The organism is Bacillus sp. NMTD17 (genome assembly GCF_002998735.1).
GTDB lineage: Bacteria > Bacillota > Bacilli > Bacillales > Bacillaceae > Bacillus.
Map to the genome: position 1 here is coordinate 216,024 of NZ_PVRH01000002.1, position 16,693 is coordinate 232,716.

At 43.0% G+C, this 16,693-nt stretch carries 14 protein-coding genes; all 14 read right to left on the reverse strand.

Translation table 11 applies throughout. The features are described 5' to 3' along the window. Nucleotides 1-101: 101 nt before the first annotated feature. A complete protein-coding gene (ffh, locus tag C6347_RS06205; protein ID WP_060596240.1) occupies nt 102-1,442 on the reverse strand; it encodes a signal recognition particle protein in 1,341 nt (446 codons plus the stop codon). 13 nt (nt 1,443-1,455) lie between these two features. Then, nucleotides 1,456-1,788, reverse strand: a complete 333-nt coding sequence (locus C6347_RS06210) for a putative DNA-binding protein (RefSeq protein WP_012009935.1) — start codon at nt 1,786-1,788, stop codon at nt 1,456-1,458. Nucleotides 1,789-1,929: 141 nt separating this feature from the next. Continuing rightward, nucleotides 1,930-2,916, reverse strand: coding sequence for a signal recognition particle-docking protein FtsY (gene ftsY / locus C6347_RS06215; RefSeq protein ID WP_034662411.1), 987 nt, complete (start codon nt 2,914-2,916; stop codon nt 1,930-1,932). A 22-nt stretch (nt 2,917-2,938) separates the two neighbouring features. Then, entirely contained in the window at nt 2,939-6,499 is a 3,561-nt protein-coding gene (gene smc, locus C6347_RS06220) for a chromosome segregation protein SMC (RefSeq protein ID WP_060596237.1), read from the reverse strand. A 105-nt stretch (nt 6,500-6,604) separates the two neighbouring features. Next, entirely contained in the window at nt 6,605-7,348 is a 744-nt protein-coding gene (gene rnc / locus C6347_RS06225; RefSeq protein WP_060596236.1) for a ribonuclease III, read from the reverse strand. Nucleotides 7,349-7,532: 184 nt separating this feature from the next. Beyond that, nucleotides 7,533-7,766: an acyl carrier protein gene (gene acpP, locus C6347_RS06230; RefSeq protein ID WP_003212028.1), complete on the reverse strand. Its 234-nt coding sequence runs from the start codon at nt 7,764-7,766 to the stop codon at nt 7,533-7,535. Nucleotides 7,767-7,847: 81 nt separating this feature from the next. Further along, nucleotides 7,848-8,591 (reverse strand): 3-oxoacyl-[acyl-carrier-protein] reductase, encoded by a 744-nt coding sequence (gene fabG, locus C6347_RS06235; RefSeq protein WP_060596235.1) that lies wholly within the window; start codon nt 8,589-8,591, stop codon nt 7,848-7,850. Then, nucleotides 8,591-9,535, reverse strand: a complete 945-nt coding sequence (gene fabD / locus C6347_RS06240) for an ACP S-malonyltransferase (protein ID WP_066030920.1) — start codon at nt 9,533-9,535, stop codon at nt 8,591-8,593. The genes fabG and fabD overlap by 1 nt, the downstream gene beginning before the upstream one ends. A 15-nt stretch (nt 9,536-9,550) precedes the next feature. Beyond that, entirely contained in the window at nt 9,551-10,549 is a 999-nt protein-coding gene (gene plsX, locus C6347_RS06245; protein ID WP_034662420.1) for a phosphate acyltransferase PlsX, read from the reverse strand. A 15-nt stretch (nt 10,550-10,564) separates the two neighbouring features. After that, complete coding sequence (gene fapR / locus C6347_RS06250) at nt 10,565-11,131, reverse strand: transcription factor FapR (protein ID WP_024424199.1); 567 nt, start codon at nt 11,129-11,131, stop codon at nt 10,565-10,567. Between the two features lie 112 nt (nt 11,132-11,243). Continuing rightward, entirely contained in the window at nt 11,244-13,292 is a 2,049-nt protein-coding gene (recG, locus tag C6347_RS06255) for an ATP-dependent DNA helicase RecG (RefSeq protein ID WP_060596232.1), read from the reverse strand. Continuing rightward, the gene (gene sdaAA / locus C6347_RS06260; protein ID WP_034663849.1) at nt 13,270-14,172 is read right to left on the reverse strand and encodes an L-serine ammonia-lyase, iron-sulfur-dependent, subunit alpha; all 903 of its coding nucleotides are present in this window, start codon (nt 14,170-14,172) and stop codon (nt 13,270-13,272) included. The genes recG and sdaAA overlap by 23 nt, the downstream gene beginning before the upstream one ends. A gap of 20 nt (nt 14,173-14,192) precedes the next feature. Further along, nucleotides 14,193-14,855: an L-serine ammonia-lyase, iron-sulfur-dependent subunit beta gene (gene sdaAB / locus C6347_RS06265; RefSeq protein ID WP_034662425.1), complete on the reverse strand. Its 663-nt coding sequence runs from the start codon at nt 14,853-14,855 to the stop codon at nt 14,193-14,195. A 149-nt stretch (nt 14,856-15,004) separates the two neighbouring features. Beyond that, on the reverse strand, nt 15,005-16,678 hold the full coding sequence (locus tag C6347_RS06270; RefSeq protein WP_060596227.1) for a DAK2 domain-containing protein: 1,674 nt from the start codon (nt 16,676-16,678) through the stop codon (nt 15,005-15,007). Between the last annotated feature and the right edge of the window lie 15 nt (nt 16,679-16,693).

Sequence of the window (16,693 nt, forward strand, 5' to 3'; positions counted from 1 at the left end):
CTAGCACCTCCGAAAATATTTCAACAAGATAGTATATTAACAATGATAAAAGGGTTTGTAAAGTGTTTTTTCTTAACAACGGTTTTATCATGTATAACCAATTACATAAATGGTAATTTAAAGCCTTTTTTCTTCCCTTTGGACATGTTGGTCATTTGCTTCATCATCTTTTTCATTTCGTCAAATTGCTTTAAAAGGCGATTGACTTCCTGTACAGATGTTCCGCTTCCTTTTGCAATCCGTTTTCTTCGGCTTGCATTGATGACCTCTGGCTGTTCTTTTTCCTCGGTCGTCATTGATTTAATGATCGCTTCGATGTGATTGAGCTGCTTTTCGTCTACTTGGACGTTTTTGAGCCCTTTCATTTTACCGGCTCCCGGCATCATTTGGATCAAATCATCAAGTGGACCCATATTACGAACTTGCCCAAGCTGCTCGAGGAAATCATCGAGCGTAAAGCTCATGGTCCGCATTTTTTGTTCAAGCTCTTTCGCTTTATCTTGGTCAACGTTTGCCTGTGCTTTTTCAATAAGTGTAAGCACATCTCCCATGCCAAGAATTCTTGATGCCATCCGCTCCGGGTGGAATGGTTCAATCGCATCCAGCTTTTCTCCTAGTGCGGCGAATTTAATCGGCGTATTGGTGACAGCTCGAATGGAAAGTGCTGCCCCGCCTCGTGTATCCCCGTCTAGTTTCGTTAGAACGACACCTGTTAAACCAAGCTGTTCATTAAAGCTTTTTGCTACATTGACAGCATCTTGACCTGTCATAGAGTCAACAACAAGGAAAATTTCTTCTGGACTCGCTACTTCTTTTACTTTCTGAAGTTCATCCATCAATTCTTCATCGATATGAAGGCGTCCTGCTGTATCTAAAATGACATAATCGTGGTGTTCTTCTTTCGCTTTTTCGATTGCCTGTTTGGCAATGTCGACAGGGCTGACTTGATCACCTAATGAAAACACAGGCATATCAAGCTGTTTCCCCAGCGTTTGAAGCTGCTGGATCGCTGCTGGTCTGTAAATATCTGCAGCCACCATCATCGGCTTGCGATTATGTTTTTTGCGAAGTAAATTGGCAAGCTTCCCAGTTGTGGTTGTTTTACCTGCCCCTTGAAGACCAACCATCATAATGACTGTCGGAGATTTTTTCGCTACAGCGATTTTACTCTCTTCCCCACCCATTAATTCAGTGAGTTCTTCTTTTACAACTTTAATGACCTGTTGTCCAGGGGTAAGGCTTTTCATCACCTCTTGTCCAACTGCCCGCTCGCTTACTTTTTTCACAAAGTCTTTGACTACTTTAAAATTGACGTCAGCTTCAAGAAGGGCAAGGCGTACCTCGCGCATCATTTCTTTTACATCTTGCTCTGACACTTTTCCTTTGCCGCGGATTTTTGAAATCGTCTGCTGCAGTCGGTCGGCTAATCCTTCAAATGCCATACTGTGCCGCCTCCTAATCTAATTTCTCAAGCGATTCAATTAAAGCTTCTGCTTCTTCCGTCTGAGCGGAATCTGCTACGAGCTCTCTCATTTTTTTGAGAAGTTCTTTACGCTCTTTAAATTTCTTAAACAAGAGCAGCTTTTCTTCATATTGTTCAAGCATCGCTTCAGTCCGTTTAATATTATCATAAACAGCCTGTCTTGATACTTCATATTCATCCGCAATTTCACCGAGGGAAAAATCGTCTAGGTAGTAAAGCGACATGTAGCTCTTTTGCTTTGCGGTTAACAACGATTGATAGAAGTCAAACAAGTAGTTCATTCTCGTTGTTTTTTCAAGCGTCATGGGCTCTCTCCCCTTTGTTAAGTTCATTCCCTTTACATCAACTAAGTTTACACGGTTCTCTACTGTGTGTCAAGTTTTTATCTTGTCACTCCATAAAGCGGCGTATAAATAAAAATGCCAGCAGTTTTGCCGGCATTTTTGTTAGTCCTCTTGATCAATCACGTCTGAGAATAATCCATACACATACGATTCTGCATCGAATTCTTGCAGATCGTCTACCTTTTCACCTAAACCGACAAGCTTCACGGGGATGTTCAGCTCATTTCGAATTGCAAGGACAATCCCGCCTTTTGCAGTCCCGTCAAGCTTTGTTAAAGCAATTCCTGTCACATTCGTCGCTTTAGAAAATTCCTTCGCTTGTGCCATCGCATTTTGACCGGTTGTTGCATCAAGAGCGAGCAGTACTTCATGCGGTGCATCTGGAACCTCGCGTTCAATGACTCTCTTGACCTTCTCTAGCTCTTTCATCAAGTTCACTTTGTTTTGCAGTCTTCCTGCTGTATCACAGATAAGGACATCCGCATTTTTCGCTTTTGCTGATTGAACGGCATCATAGATCACCGCTGCAGGGTCAGAGCCAGCCGTCTGTTTGACAACAGGGACACCTGAACGCTCTCCCCATACTTCAAGCTGCTCAATCGCACCGGCACGGAACGTATCACCTGCTGCTAAAATGACGGATTTCCCTTCATTTTTCAGCTTATTCGCAAGTTTGCCGATAGTCGTTGTTTTCCCAACGCCATTGACACCTACAAATAAAATGATATTTAATCGGCCGTCTTCGATGTTCAGCGCAGAGATTTGTTCCTCTCCGCTATTGTAGATTTCAACCAGTTTTTCAGAGATGACCGATTGTACTTCACTTGGGTCTTGAATGTTTCTTAATTTCACTTCTTTTTTCAGCTCATCAATCAGTTCCATCACCGTTGTGAAACCGACATCTGCTCCGATCAGAACTTCTTCTAATTCTTCAAAAAAGTCTTCATCGACTTTACGGTAGCGTGAAATTAGTTCGTTTACTCTTCCTTGAAAGGAGTTTCTCGTTTTTTCAAGTCCATCTTTAAACTTTTCTGATACTGAATCGGTTTGCTGCGTAAATTTTTCTTTTAATTTCTTAAAAAAGCTCATTTGGTTCAAAAACCTCCTTTAATTACTGGACAAGCTCTTTCGTTTCTTCTAGTTTGACGGATACAAGCTTAGAAACACCTGACTCCTGCATAGTAACGCCGTAGAGCACATCTGCTTCTTCCATTGTTCCTTTACGGTGCGTAATGACAATGAACTGTGTTTCCTGGCTGTATTTCTTTAAATATTGCGCAAAGCGGAAAACATTTGCTTCATCAAGCGCCGCTTCGACCTCATCTAACACGCAGAATGGAACAGGTCTGACTTTTAAAATAGAGAATAGTAAAGCAATCGCTGTTAATGCTCTCTCTCCGCCTGAAAGCAGGCTTAAGTTTTGCAGTTTTTTCCCTGGCGGCTGCGCGACAATATCAACGCCAGAGTTTAGTAAATCGTTTGGATCTGTCAGCTTAAGATCTGCTCTTCCGCCGCCAAATAACGCTTGGAAAACTGATTCAAAATGCCCGCGAATTTGCGAGAATGTTTCAGAGAAGCGCTTTGTCATCTCTTGATCCATTTCTTCGATCACTTGGAATAATGTATTTTTCGCTTCTGTCAGATCGTTTCGCTGTTCTGTTAAGAAGAGATAGCGTTCATTTACTCGTTCATACTCATCAATGCTGCCTAAGTTCACTGTTCCTAGCTCTTCAATGGCTAATTTGATCAGCTTCACTCGTTTTCTTGCTTCATCTGGTGATAACGTCAGATGATACATCTCTTTTGCCCCTTCAAACGAAAGGGCATACTCTTCGTTCAAATAAGCGATGAGGTTGTCGAGCTCAACTTCCATACGGCCAAGCTTAATCTCTTCATCTTTTAAGCTTGTGGTGAGCTGCTTGTAAAGGCGCTTTTGCTCTTTCAGTTCACGTTCAGCAAATTCTAACGTTTCAGAAAGAGCCAGGCGCTGTTTACGACGCTCTGAAATAAGTGCGGTTGTTTTGTTTTTATTTTCCAGTTTCTCTTTCGCCGCTTCTTCCAGCTGTTCTGCTCCGCTTGAGCTAGACGTCATTTCACTTGTTAAGAGTGACAGGTCTTCTTTTGTTTCCATCAGCGTTTGTTCAGCCTCTTCTAATTCGGCCATTAAGCTCGAAAGCTTTTCTTGTTCATTCGCTAAGGACTGCTCTTTTTTGGCCAGCGAGATTTTCAGCTCTGTTAATTCGGCAGAAATGGTTTCTTTCGTTGAGCTTTGAGTCTGCTTACGCTTTGTTAATGTATTGATCTCTTGATCAAGCGTGGTCAGTTTCTCCCCTATTGAAACTTCAAGGGCTGCCTGCGTTTTGTCCTTATCTGTAAGTTCAGTAGAACGCTGCTGCAATTCTTCTTTTTCTTGATCATAGAGTTCAAGGTGAGCATTAATATTTTTTTCGGCTACTTGCAGTTCGTATAGCTTCCCTTTGAGCTCTTGCTGCTTTTCTCGAAGGGTTTCTCCGCGTTGACGCAGTTCGTTTAATTGGCTTTCGTTTGCTGCAATCAATTGCTTCGTTTCTTTTGTTTCTTTTTCAAGGATCGTTGTTTTTTCTTCCATTTCAACGAGCTGCTTTGTTAATGTTTCGATCTCCCGGTTTCTTGAAAGAAGGGAGTTGTTCTTTTTCTTTACACCGCCACCGGTCATTGAACCGCCGGGGTTCACGACATCTCCATCAAGGGTCACGATGCGATAACGATGACCAAGCATTTTTGCCAGTTCATTGGCGCCTTTTAAGTCTCTAACGATAAGTACCGTTCCAAGCAAGTTCTGTATGACTTTTTGATACTTTTCATCAAAGGAAACAAGGTGACTTGCTACACCGATAAATGCAGCATGCTGCTCAGCTGTTTGGACGTCCCTATGCTGAATGGTTCGTTCTTTGATCACATTCATTGGCAGGAAGGTCGCACGTCCAAAGGAGTGCTGCTTTAAGTATGCAATTGCTTGTCTCGCAGCTGCTTCATTTTCTGTGACTACGTGCTGCGTTGCTGCGCCTAGCGCGATTTCAATCGCTGTCTCATGCTGCTGATCTGTTTGAATCAGCTCTGCAATGGCACCGTGAATACCGCCTAAACGCTCTTTTGCCTTTAAGACCTCTTTCACTCCTTGGAAAAAGCCTGAAAAGTCTTCCTGCATGGATTCTAGCATCTCTTTTTTTGATCTTGCCTGCTGCACATATTGATAGGCTTGGTAAAGAGCCGTTTCTTTTTTCTCGTATTGACGTTTCATTTGCTCAAGCTTTTGTTCCGCTTCCCTAAAGCGCTTGACCTGACCCAGTATGTCTTCTTCTAGTGCGGAAAGCTGCTGCTCAGCTTCTATTTTCTTTTCTTTGACAGACACACGTTCTTCGATGTGTTTTTGGTTGTTTTGCGTGAGCCGCTCCAGCTGCATGGCCGCTTGGCGCTGCTGTTCTTCTAGTAATTTACGTTCATTGCGGATGGTAGCCTGTTCATTAAGCAGATCAAAATAATCGCTTTTCAGCTGTTCAATTTGACCTTCCACATCTTCACTATGGAGCGACAGTTGATGCTGCTTTGTTTTCACTTCATCTTTTAGCTGCTGCACTTCTTTTTGAAGGCTGTCCCGCGTGATTTTCTGCTGCTGAATCTTTTCGGTTAACTGCGTCTGCTTTTCAGTTAAGCGAATGAGCGTTTCTTCTAGCTGTCCTTGGTTTGCAGCTGCATTTTTTTTCCGTTCTTTTAATACTTCTTTTTTTCCTTCAAGCTTTTCTAATTCCTCACTTGTGAAAAGAAGAACTTCTTGCAGGTCATTAATTGATTCGTCAAGCGCTTGAATGCGGTCTCTTGACTCTTCAATTTTGGCTTCTTTTGCTTGAATATCTGTGGACTGCTTCATTTCATCTTGTTTGAAGCGCTCGACAGCTTCACCAAGTGTTGTCCATTTTTCATGAAGTGCTTCGATGTCATGGACAGTTAAGGCAATTTCGACATTTTCAAGCTCTTCTTTTTTTTGCAAATAGTCCTTTGCAATAGATGCCTGCATTCTTAATGGTTCTACTTGATCTTCTAGTTCATGCAGAATATCTTCTACTCGGTTTAAGTTGTCCTGCGTTTCAAACAGTTTATTCTCGGCTTTTTTCTTTCTTGTTTTATATTTCAAAACACCAGCCGCTTCTTCAAAGATGCTTCTTCTCTCTTCTGCCTTGCTTGATAGAATTTCCTCTACCTTTCCTTGGCTGATGATCGAAAAAGCTTCTTTTCCAAGACCTGAATCCATGAAAAGATCAATAATATCCTTCAAGCGGACAGATTGATTGTTTATGAGAAATTCACTTTCTCCTGAACGATAGACTCTTCTTGTCACACTGACTTCGTGAAAATCGATCGGTAAAAAGTGATCTTCGTTATCTAATGTTAAAGTCACCTCTGCTAGATTGACTCTTTTTCTTGAGTCGCTTCCTGCAAAAATGATGTCTTCCATTTTTCCTCCGCGGAGGCTTTTCGCTGATTGTTCTCCAAGTACCCAGCGGATGGCATCGGTAATATTACTTTTGCCGCTTCCGTTTGGTCCAACAACAGCTGTGACCCCTTTGACAAAGTCCACGGTCACTCGCTGTGCAAAAGATTTGAATCCTATCACGTCTAAACGTTTGAGGAACATGAGAGTGATCCTCCTTATGTATTTAAAGTACTATCATCTTACCATATGAAGTGAAAAAAGATGATGGAAAACAGAGTGAAATCCCCCTGAATGACGAGGGGGATTTTATTGGTTCATATGATGTTTCTGCAATTTAGCAAGTGCTTCCTGTGCAGCATGCTGTTCTGCTTCTTTTTTAGAGCGGCCATTTCCAATTCCGAGCACTTCTCCGCGAAGGGATACATTTGCTTCAAATTCCCGGTTATGTGCTGGTCCTTTTTCATGCAGGATGTGGTATTCCAGTACACCTTTTCCATCGCGCTGAACGAATTCTTGCAGCTGGCTTTTAAAGTCCATGACGTGCGAGAACGCTCCATCGTTAATTTTCGGATAGACATAGGCAACTAGGAATCGTTCCACTGGCTCCAGCCCCTGATCTAAATAAAGTGCTCCGATAAACGCCTCGAATACGTCCGCTAAGAGTGCTGGGCGTTTTCTCCCGCCTGTCATTTCTTCGCCTTTTCCTAAAAGAACAAGGTCTCCGAAGGACAGCTCATGTGCCAGTGACACAAGTGACGGTTCACATACGATTGCCGCTCTCAGTTTCGTTAAATCTCCCTCGCTCATCGCTGGATATTTCGCAAATAAGAATTGAGAGATCGTCAATTCTAAAACAGCATCTCCTAGAAATTCAAGTCTTTCATTATCCTCGTATGGCTTTTTCCGGTGTTCATTCACATAAGAGGAATGCGTAAAGGCTTGATATAGAAGTTTTTCATTTTGAAAGTGTACAGAAATGCGCTGCTGGAACTCTCTAAATTGCTCTAGTTTTTTGCTCTGTTTCTGTTTGTCTTTATAGTGTTTTGGCATAGCAACCTCCAGGTAGGCTTAATCGCCTTTAAGGATACTGATTATATGGAGTCTCTCTTTCTACATGCAAGGAAACATTGCTCCTTAGCATCTGAAAAAGGCTGACAATTGATCAGCTGAATGTGTTGAAACTAACATAAATTTTCAAAGTCCCGTCATGAAAATAGACGGGACTTTGTTACGCTTATTGCTGGCTATTTATGTAGTTCACAGCGTCACCGACTGTTGCAATTTTTTCAGCATCTTCGTCAGAAATTTCCATATCGAACTCATCTTCAAGTTCCATAACTAGCTCAACTACATCAAGGGAATCAGCGCCTAAATCTTCTTTAAATGAAGCTTCCATTTTCACGTCAGCCTCATCAACGCCAAGGCGGTCTACAATAATTTTTGATACACGCTCTAATACGTCTGCCATTGCCTTTCACCTCCCCTCAAAGTATTATAGTTGATTCGTTTTTAAAAAACTAGAGAAAACCTAATGAAATTTTGATATTTCTTAGGACATAACCATTCCGCCATCTACTTGGATGGTTTGGCCTGTAATATAACCTGCTCCTTCTGAAGCTAAAAAGACAACGACGTTGCTAATATCTTCAGGTGCACCAAAGCGTGCAAGCGGGATTTGTTTGAGCATTTCAGACTGCACATTCTCATCAAGCTTGTCTGTCATATCTGTCGAAATAAAGCCTGGTGCTACTGCATTGACTGTAATATGACGGGTTGCCAGCTCTTTTGCTGTTGTTTTCGTTAACCCGATGACGCCAGCTTTTGCTGCAACATAGTTTGCTTGTCCAGGGTTTCCACATACGCCAACCACTGAAGCCAAGTTGATGATTCTTCCGCTGCGCTGTTTCATCATTTGACGTGTCACGGCTTTTGTACAGTTAAAGACCCCTTTTAAGTTTATGTTAATGACGTCATCCCATTCATTTTCTTTCATTCTCATGAGCAGGTTGTCCTTTGTGATCCCTGCATTATTGACAAGGATGTCAATTGAACCAAATGTGTCAATTGCTTGTTTCATGAGCGCTTGTACTTCTTCAGCATTTGAAACATCAGCTTTAACGGCAAATGCCTGCTGGCCAAGTGCTTTGATTTCGTCTACGACTTCATTTGCTTTTGCTTCGTTTCCAGAATAGTTGACGACAACATTTGCACCATTCTTCGCTAAATCGATCGCGATGGAACGGCCAATCCCGCGTGATGCACCTGTTACAACGGCTGTTTTATTTGTCAGCATCAAGAATCCTCCTTCAATGTTTGAATAGCTGCTTCAATTGTTTCCTGATCTGAAACAGAAATGGTTGTCAGGCGGCGATTGACCTTTTTCACAAGGCCTGAAAGTACTTTGCCCGGACCAATTTCAATAAACGTTGTCACGCCTAAATCAATGAGGCGTTCCACACTTTCTTCAAATCGAACAGGAGAATACAATTGTTCAATGAGCTTTGTCTCAATAGCATCACGAGATGTGACGATGTCTGCTGTTACATTTGAGATCACTGGTGTTTTGGCATCCGAAATGTCTAGCTTTGACAGAACATCTGTGAATTTTTCAGCGGCTGGTTTCATTAAGGCAGAATGGAAAGGTCCGCTCACTTCAAGGGCAATCGCACGTTTTGCGCCTTTTTCTTTCGCTTTCTCTGAAGCTAGTTCTACACCTTTTGCTGTACCAGAGATGACGATTTGACCAGGACAGTTTAGGTTAGCGAGTTCTACAAGGTGACCGCTCTCTGTCACTTCTTTTGTCACTTCTAGAAGCGCCGCTTGATCTAAGCCAAGAATCGCTGCCATGGCGCCTTCTCCTGCTGGAACAGCTTCGTTCATTAATTCGCCGCGCTTTCTTACTGCATAGACAGCATCTTGAAACGAAAGTGCGCCTGCTGCAACGAGGGCCGTATATTCACCAAGGCTATGTCCTGCTGCGTAATCTGCTTTGATTCCGCTCTCTTCAAATTTCTTTAAGATGGCGATACTTGTCGTTAAAAGAGCTGGCTGCGCATTATAAGTGAGCGTCAGTTCTTCTGCATCTCCTTCAAAAATCATCGAAGATAAGTCAAAACCGAGGGTCTTGTCTGCTTCTTCAAATACAGCTTTAGATACTGCTTCTTGGTCAAATAAATCTTTTCCCATGCCAATTTTTTGAGAGCCTTGGCCAGGGAATAAAAATGCAATTTTAGTCATGCTGCTTTACCTCCATTAAGACTCGTTCGTGGTTTCTTTTTGGACTTCTTGATGAATGATGGCTGAAACGTCTTTTTCTACGATATCACGTGCCTGACGAATTGCATGAAAAATGGCGTTTTCATCAGAGGAGCCGTGTGCTTTAATGACAGGTGCTTTTAAACCAAATAAAGCGGCACCGCCATATTCGGAGTAATCCATTTTAGACTTCATCTGCATCAATTTCGGCTTCATCATGCCAGCTGCTATTTTTGCTGTGAAGCTGGATGTTAATGTTTCTTTCAGCATTTTAAATACAGAAAGGGCTGTGCCTTCAATCGTTTTCAAGGCGATATTTCCTGTGAAACCATCTGTGACAACAACATCAGCAACACCTTCTAGTAAATCACGAGACTCCACATTTCCTACGAAATTCAAGTCTGATGCTTTTAATAATTCAAAGGTTTTTTTCGTGAGATCGTTACCTTTTTTATCTTCTGTTCCTACATTTAACAATCCAACGCGCGGATTGCTCTTTGGAAAGACACGCTCTGCGTAGATTGATCCCATCATGGCATATTGCATTAGGTGTTCTGGTTTGGCATCAACGTTTGCGCCGACATCCAGTAATAAAAACCCGCTGCCATCAAGTGTTGGCAGTGTTGGAGCAAGTGCCGGTCTGTCTATGCCGTCGATTCTGCCTACGATAAACAATCCTGCTGTCATGAGAGCTCCAGTATTTCCTGCTGAGATGCAGGCATCTGCACGTCCCTCGGATACTTCCTGCGCCATTTTCACCATAGATGAATCCTTTTTACGTCTAACTGCACGCACTGGTTCATCTGTCGGTTCAATGACTTCTTTTGCATCTAAAATCGTGATGCGCTCGTTATTTGTTATGTATGGTTTGATTTTGTTTTCATCGCCGACAAGTGTAATCTCGATATCTGAAAATGCCGTTAAGCTTTTTTGCACACCGTCAATAATGGCTTTAGGGGCATGGTCTCCCCCCATTGCATCGACTGCAATTCTCATATTACGTGCCACCTTTTACTTTTGTTTTGAGCGATACATGACGAAGTCACCTGAGAAGACAACTTCCTCACCGACATAGCTGTTTACTTCAACTACAGTTCTGCCTTTTTCTTTATCATGTGAGGCTACTTTAGCTTTTGAGACGACTCGTTCGCCTTGTTTAACCTGCCTTGTAAATCTGATATTCGCTTTTGCTGTCAGCGCCAGTTCATCGTCGATGACGGCTACTGCGAGCGAATTAGCCTGGGCGAAGAGATGATGTCCCCTGGCAATTTGATTTCGGCTAAATACATGCTCTTTTCTCACTTCTAAAATGGAAATGGCTTGGTCATCAAGCTCTACATCAATCATTTCTCCAATCACTTCATCCAGCGGAAGTGACTTCACTTCATCCTCTAATGTCTTTTCGGCCACATGCTTAATTCTTTCGCGTAATTCAGGAATCGACAGTTCCAAACGATCAAGACGAACCGTTTGAATGCTTACACCGAATTTACTTGCCAATTCTTCATCAGTAATGAACGGAGTCGAGCTGATCGTTTGCTGGAGAAGCTTTTGACGTTCTTTTTTATTTAGTTTCATATGCAGACACCATCCGTACATTTATGACTAGGTACTAATAGTAGTATATAATCTCATAGATGATAAATCAATCCTTGTTTCAAAAAGACAAGAAAATTCCTCCAGCGCTTGATCAGCTTAATTTATCTCCGCCCAGCACCCCGCTGTCTACAAGTGTTTGCCGAAGTTCTTTGTATTCGGGGTCTGTCCAAAATGCGTCTGATTGCACAAGTTCTGCCGCATCTTTTCTAGCGGTTTCCAGCGCTCTGTAGTCATGAACCATATCTGCTACTTTAAATTCAGGCATTCCGCTTTGTTTTTTACCGAAGAAATCGCCGGGTCCTCTTAGTTCTAAGTCCTTTTCAGACAGCTCAAAACCGTCGGTTGTTTCGGACATGATCCGCATCCGCTCTTTCCCCGTTTCTGATTTTGGATCCGCCATTAAAACACAAAATGATTGATGCTCTCCGCGTCCAACCCGGCCTCTGAGCTGATGAAGCTGAGACAGTCCGAAGCGGTCTGCATCATAAATGACCATGATAGTCGCATTCGGTACGTTGACCCCGACTTCAACGACTGTGGTTGAAACGAGAATTTGTACTTCATTTGCTGTAAAGTCTCTCATCACCTGATCTTTTTCATCGCTTGCTAGTTTCCCGTGCATTAAGCCGATCGACCACTTACCGCGGTATGCCTCTGTCAGCATACTGTGGACATCGATCGCATTTTGCACATCCAGCTTGTCTGATTCTTCTATGAGCGGACAAATAATATACGCCTGTCTTCCTTTTCTCAGCTCTTTATCCACAAATGCAAGAATCCTCTCAAGCATGTCATGCTTGACCCAATACGTTTCGATCTGTTTTCTGCCGGCTGGTAATTCATCAATGACGGATACGTCCATTTCTCCAAAAACAGTGATTGCAAGTGTTCGCGGAATAGGTGTGGCAGTCATAAACAAGACATCTGGGTCCTGCCCTTTACTTCTTAGTTTTTTTCGCTGTTCTACGCCAAACCGGTGCTGCTCATCTGTGATAACAAGACCGAGCTGCTGAAATTCGACTTCGTCTTGAATGAGCGCATGCGTACCGACTAATATATCAATCTCGCCCTCTTTTAGACGTTCCAGCAATTCTCTGCGGCGCTTTCCTTTCACAGAGCTTGTCAGAAGGGCGATATTCAGTCCCCATTTTTCAAACAGCTGGTAAAGTGAATCTGCATGCTGTTCTGCCAAAATCTCTGTTGGGACCATTAATGCACCTTGATAGCCGGATAAATGAGCGGCATAAAGTGCAATGGCTGCAACAGCTGTTTTCCCTGAGCCTACATCCCCTTGAAGCAGACGGTTCATCCGGTACGGGGATGCCATATCAGACATAATTTCATCAAGCACTCTTGATTGTGCCTTCGTCAGCGGAAATGGCAGGCTGTGAACAAACTCAAAAACAGCCTCTTTGGAAAACGGATGCTGGATGCCTGATGTTTTTTCTCGCTCTTTCTTTCTGATTGCCTGCATCTTCAACTGAAAGATGAGAAATTCCTCGTACACAAAGCGGCGTCTTGCTTGCTTGAGCGAGTCTCTTGTTTCTGGCAGGTGAATGGTTTTTAATGCTTCCTGATAGGACATGAGTTTATAGGTAGAGACAAGTTGCTTTGGCAGTGGATCTTCAGCTTTGTCTACATAAAGTGACAGGGCCTGTTTCACAAAGCGTCTCATCATCTTCACGGTTACATTTTCTTTTACTGAATAAACAGGCTCTATACTGCCATCTTGCTCGTGCGTCCCTTTTTTAAATTCCTGCACCATGATGGATTGACGGTTTTTATCCCATTTCCCAGTGACGGATACTGTATCACCTAAAACAAGGCTTCGTTTTAAATAAGGGCGATTGAAGCAAATCGCTGTGATGAGAAAACGCCCGACAAGCAGCCTGAATGTCAGCCTGCTTCGTTTTTTTCCATAATAGGTGAGGACGGGCTCACTGTGCACTTTCCCTTCAACTGTGACACGTTCATCATGCTTAACTTCTTCTAAATTACGAAGCTCATAGTCGTCATATCGATAAGGAAAGTAGCCAAGCAAATCGGCTACTGTATAGATTCCAAGTTCATTGAGTGTTTTTTCGGTTTCTTCTCCAATCCCTTTGAGGACAGAGACATTATCTTGCAGTTTCTGTATCACGAGATGAGGTCACACCTCCGAAAATCTTCTTTTCAAGCTCTCTTGCTGTCGGTGTTGCAGCAAGTCCGCCTTGTGCTGTTTCACGAAGTGCCGTTGGCATGGTTTGACCGATTTTATACATCGCATCAATGACTTCATCACATGGAATACGGCTTGTGATGCCGGCAAGTGCCATATCTGCTGCGATCATCGCATTTGATGCACCCATTGCGTTTCGTTTTACGCACGGTACCTCGACAAGTCCAGCTACTGGGTCACAAACAAGTCCAAGCATATTTTTCAGTGTAATCGCCATCGCTTCAGCAGATTGCTGAGGTGTACCGCCTGCCATTTCGACAATGGCTGCTGCCGCCATACCTGATGCTGAACCTACCTCTGCCTGACAGCCGCCTGCTGCACCAGAGATGCTCGCATTATTGGCCACAACAAAGCCAAATGCGCCAGAGGTGAATAGGAATCTGACCATTTGTTCCTTAGTTGGCTTTAATGTTTCTTTTACTGCAAATAACGTACCCGGCACAACACCTGCTGAGCCTGCTGTAGGCGTTGCACAAATCGTCCCCATTGCGGCATTGACTTCATTCGTTGCCACTGCCTTACTGACAGCATCTAATATTGTATGTCCAGACAGCGTTTTGCCTGATGCGATATATGCTTGAAGCTTGACCGCATCTCCGCCTGTTAAACCTGATAATGATTTCACACCTTTCAGCCCGTTTTCTACGGCCTGTTCCATCACTTCTAGGTTGCGGTACATCTGGGAGAAAATATCTTCACGTGACTTCCCTGTCACTTCCATTTCTTGCGCGATCATTATTTCTGAAATGGAGGTATTCCGTTCTTCTGTTAGCTGCACGAGTTCTTTGACGTTTTTAAACATCATTCATAACCTCCTTGTTGTTACTCTGCAATTTGTGTGACTTGAATAATGTTTGGCAGCGTTTCAAGCTCTGATAGGACAGCTGGGTCAATATTTTGATCCACTTCGATGGTCATCAGAGCCTCTTGCCCGACATCTTTACGTGCCACTTCCATATGACCGATGTTGATGGCGAATTTCGCTAACACATTGGCCACTGCTGCAATCGTGCCGTAGCGATCGTTATGAACCACAAGAATGGCAGGATGATTTCCTGAAAGCCTGAGCTCAAAGCCATTCAGTTCAGTGATTTCAATTTTACCACCGCCGATGGAAATCCCGATTAATTCAAGCTTTCCATTTGCATCTGATATCTCTACTTTTGCTGTATTCGGATGCGCTGGCACCGCATCTTCTTCTTTAAATTCAATGTCGATCTCTTTGCTTTTTGCAATATCAATCGCTGTTTTGATGCGTTCATCAAATGTATCAAAGTCAAGAACACCGCCGATAATGGCGACATCTGTACCGTGTCCTTTATACGTATCTTTAAAAGAGCCATAAAATGAAACGACAATTTGTTTCGGTTCTCTTCCAAATAAGCTGCGAGCCACTCTTCCTATACGAGCCGCACCCGCTGTGTGCGAACTTGATGGACCAATCATGACGGGTCCAATAATATCAAACACACTTCTAAATTTCATAGGTCTTCCCCTCTCATAACCACTCACATATTGGTTTGGTTCTTTCTTTAGACTAATGGATTCATTCGTTTCCCGCAACTCATTTCACCGTTGAATCACTAGTAAAAAATTGCAAAAGAAGAAGAAGGGCTTTATTTGCCCTTCTTTCGTTATTCAACAGCCAAAATATATGAATAAAGCGGCTGTTTTCCATCGTGGACTTCAACTTCTACCTCTTCAAATGTTTCTTCAATAAAGGCTTCTAACGCATCCATCTCTTCAGATGATGCATCTTCCCCTTTAATGATCGTGACAATCTCATCATCTTCTGTCACCATTTTGGTCAAAAGCTCTTTTGCTGCATCTAATTGATTTTTCGCGGTTAAGGTAATTTTCCCGTTAAAGAGACCCATATAATCGCCTTTGGCAATATCAATACCATCAATTTGGGTATCTCTTACTGCAAAGGTAATTTGGCCGCTTTTCACGTGGTCAATCGCTTCTAGCATCGCTGCTTCGTTGTCTTCATTTGAAGCTGCTTCATTTAGAGAAAGAAGTGCCGACATTCCTTGGGGAACGGTCTTCGTCGGAATGACAACGACCTCACGACTTGAGACAGTTGCCGCCTGTTTCGCTGCCATGACAATATTAGAATTATTAGGTAAGATAAAGACGGTTTCGGCATGTACGCTTTCAATTGCTGTGACAATGTCTTCTGTGCTCGGGTTCATCGTCTGTCCGCCTTCAATGACGACGGAAGCTCCGATACTTTTAAACAAGTCAGCAATTCCTTCTCCCATTGCGACACTGACGACTCCAAAGCGCTGTTTTTCAGCAGCAGGTGCCTTTGGTGCAGCGGGCGCGTGTTCTCTTTCTTCGTTCACAATCGAGCTATGCTGCTCTCTCATATTTTCAATTTTCATATTGATCAGGCTGCCGTAGCGCTGTGCATAGGATAAGACATCTCCAGGCTGCTCTGCATGAATATGAACTTTCGCCAGCGTTTCATCAGACACCACAAGAAGTGAATCTCCGAATTCGCTTAAGTCTTCTCTGAAGGCATTCTCATCAAAGGACTGTTTGTCTTCTTCAAATTTCACCATAAATTCAGTACAATAACCAAATTCGATATCTTCAGTGTTCATATGGCTTTGTGCACTTTTATGATGCTCTGCACTGACAAGTTCTTTTAACGTTGGCAAAGAGGCCGCTTTCAGATGGAGGTCCTCTCCTCTTAATGAAGCAAGGAAACCTTCATATACGCACAGAAGTCCTTTACCCCCACTATCGACAACGCCCACTTCTTTTAAAACAGGAAGCAGATCTGGCGTTCGATCAAGTGATGCTCTCGCTTCCTCAATCGTTAACTCAAGAACGCGGTCAATGTCATTTTCTGCTGCTGAAACAGCAACCGCTTTCTTTGCTGCATCCTTTGCAACCGTTAAGATGGTCCCTTCAATCGGTTTCATCACGGCTTTATATGCTGTATCAACACCTGCCTGTAAGGCAAGGGCAAATTCTTTTGCATCAATCGTTTCTTTTTGTTCAATATGTTTACTGAAACCTCTAAAGAGCTGTGAAAGGATCACGCCTGAGTTTCCTCTTGCGCCCATCAACAGCCCTTTTGACAGGGCCACGCCGACCTTCCCAATATGATCGGTATTTGTTTCTTCAACTGCTTTTGCCCCTGAAGTCATCGACAAATTCATATTTGTCCCCGTGTCTCCGTCTGGCACTGGAAAAACATTTAACGCATCAACAATTTGTGCGTTTTGAGAAAGATGGTGAGCACCTGCAAGAATCATTTTTGCAAATGAGCGGCCATCAAGATTTCTAATAGACAATATATTTCCTCCTTA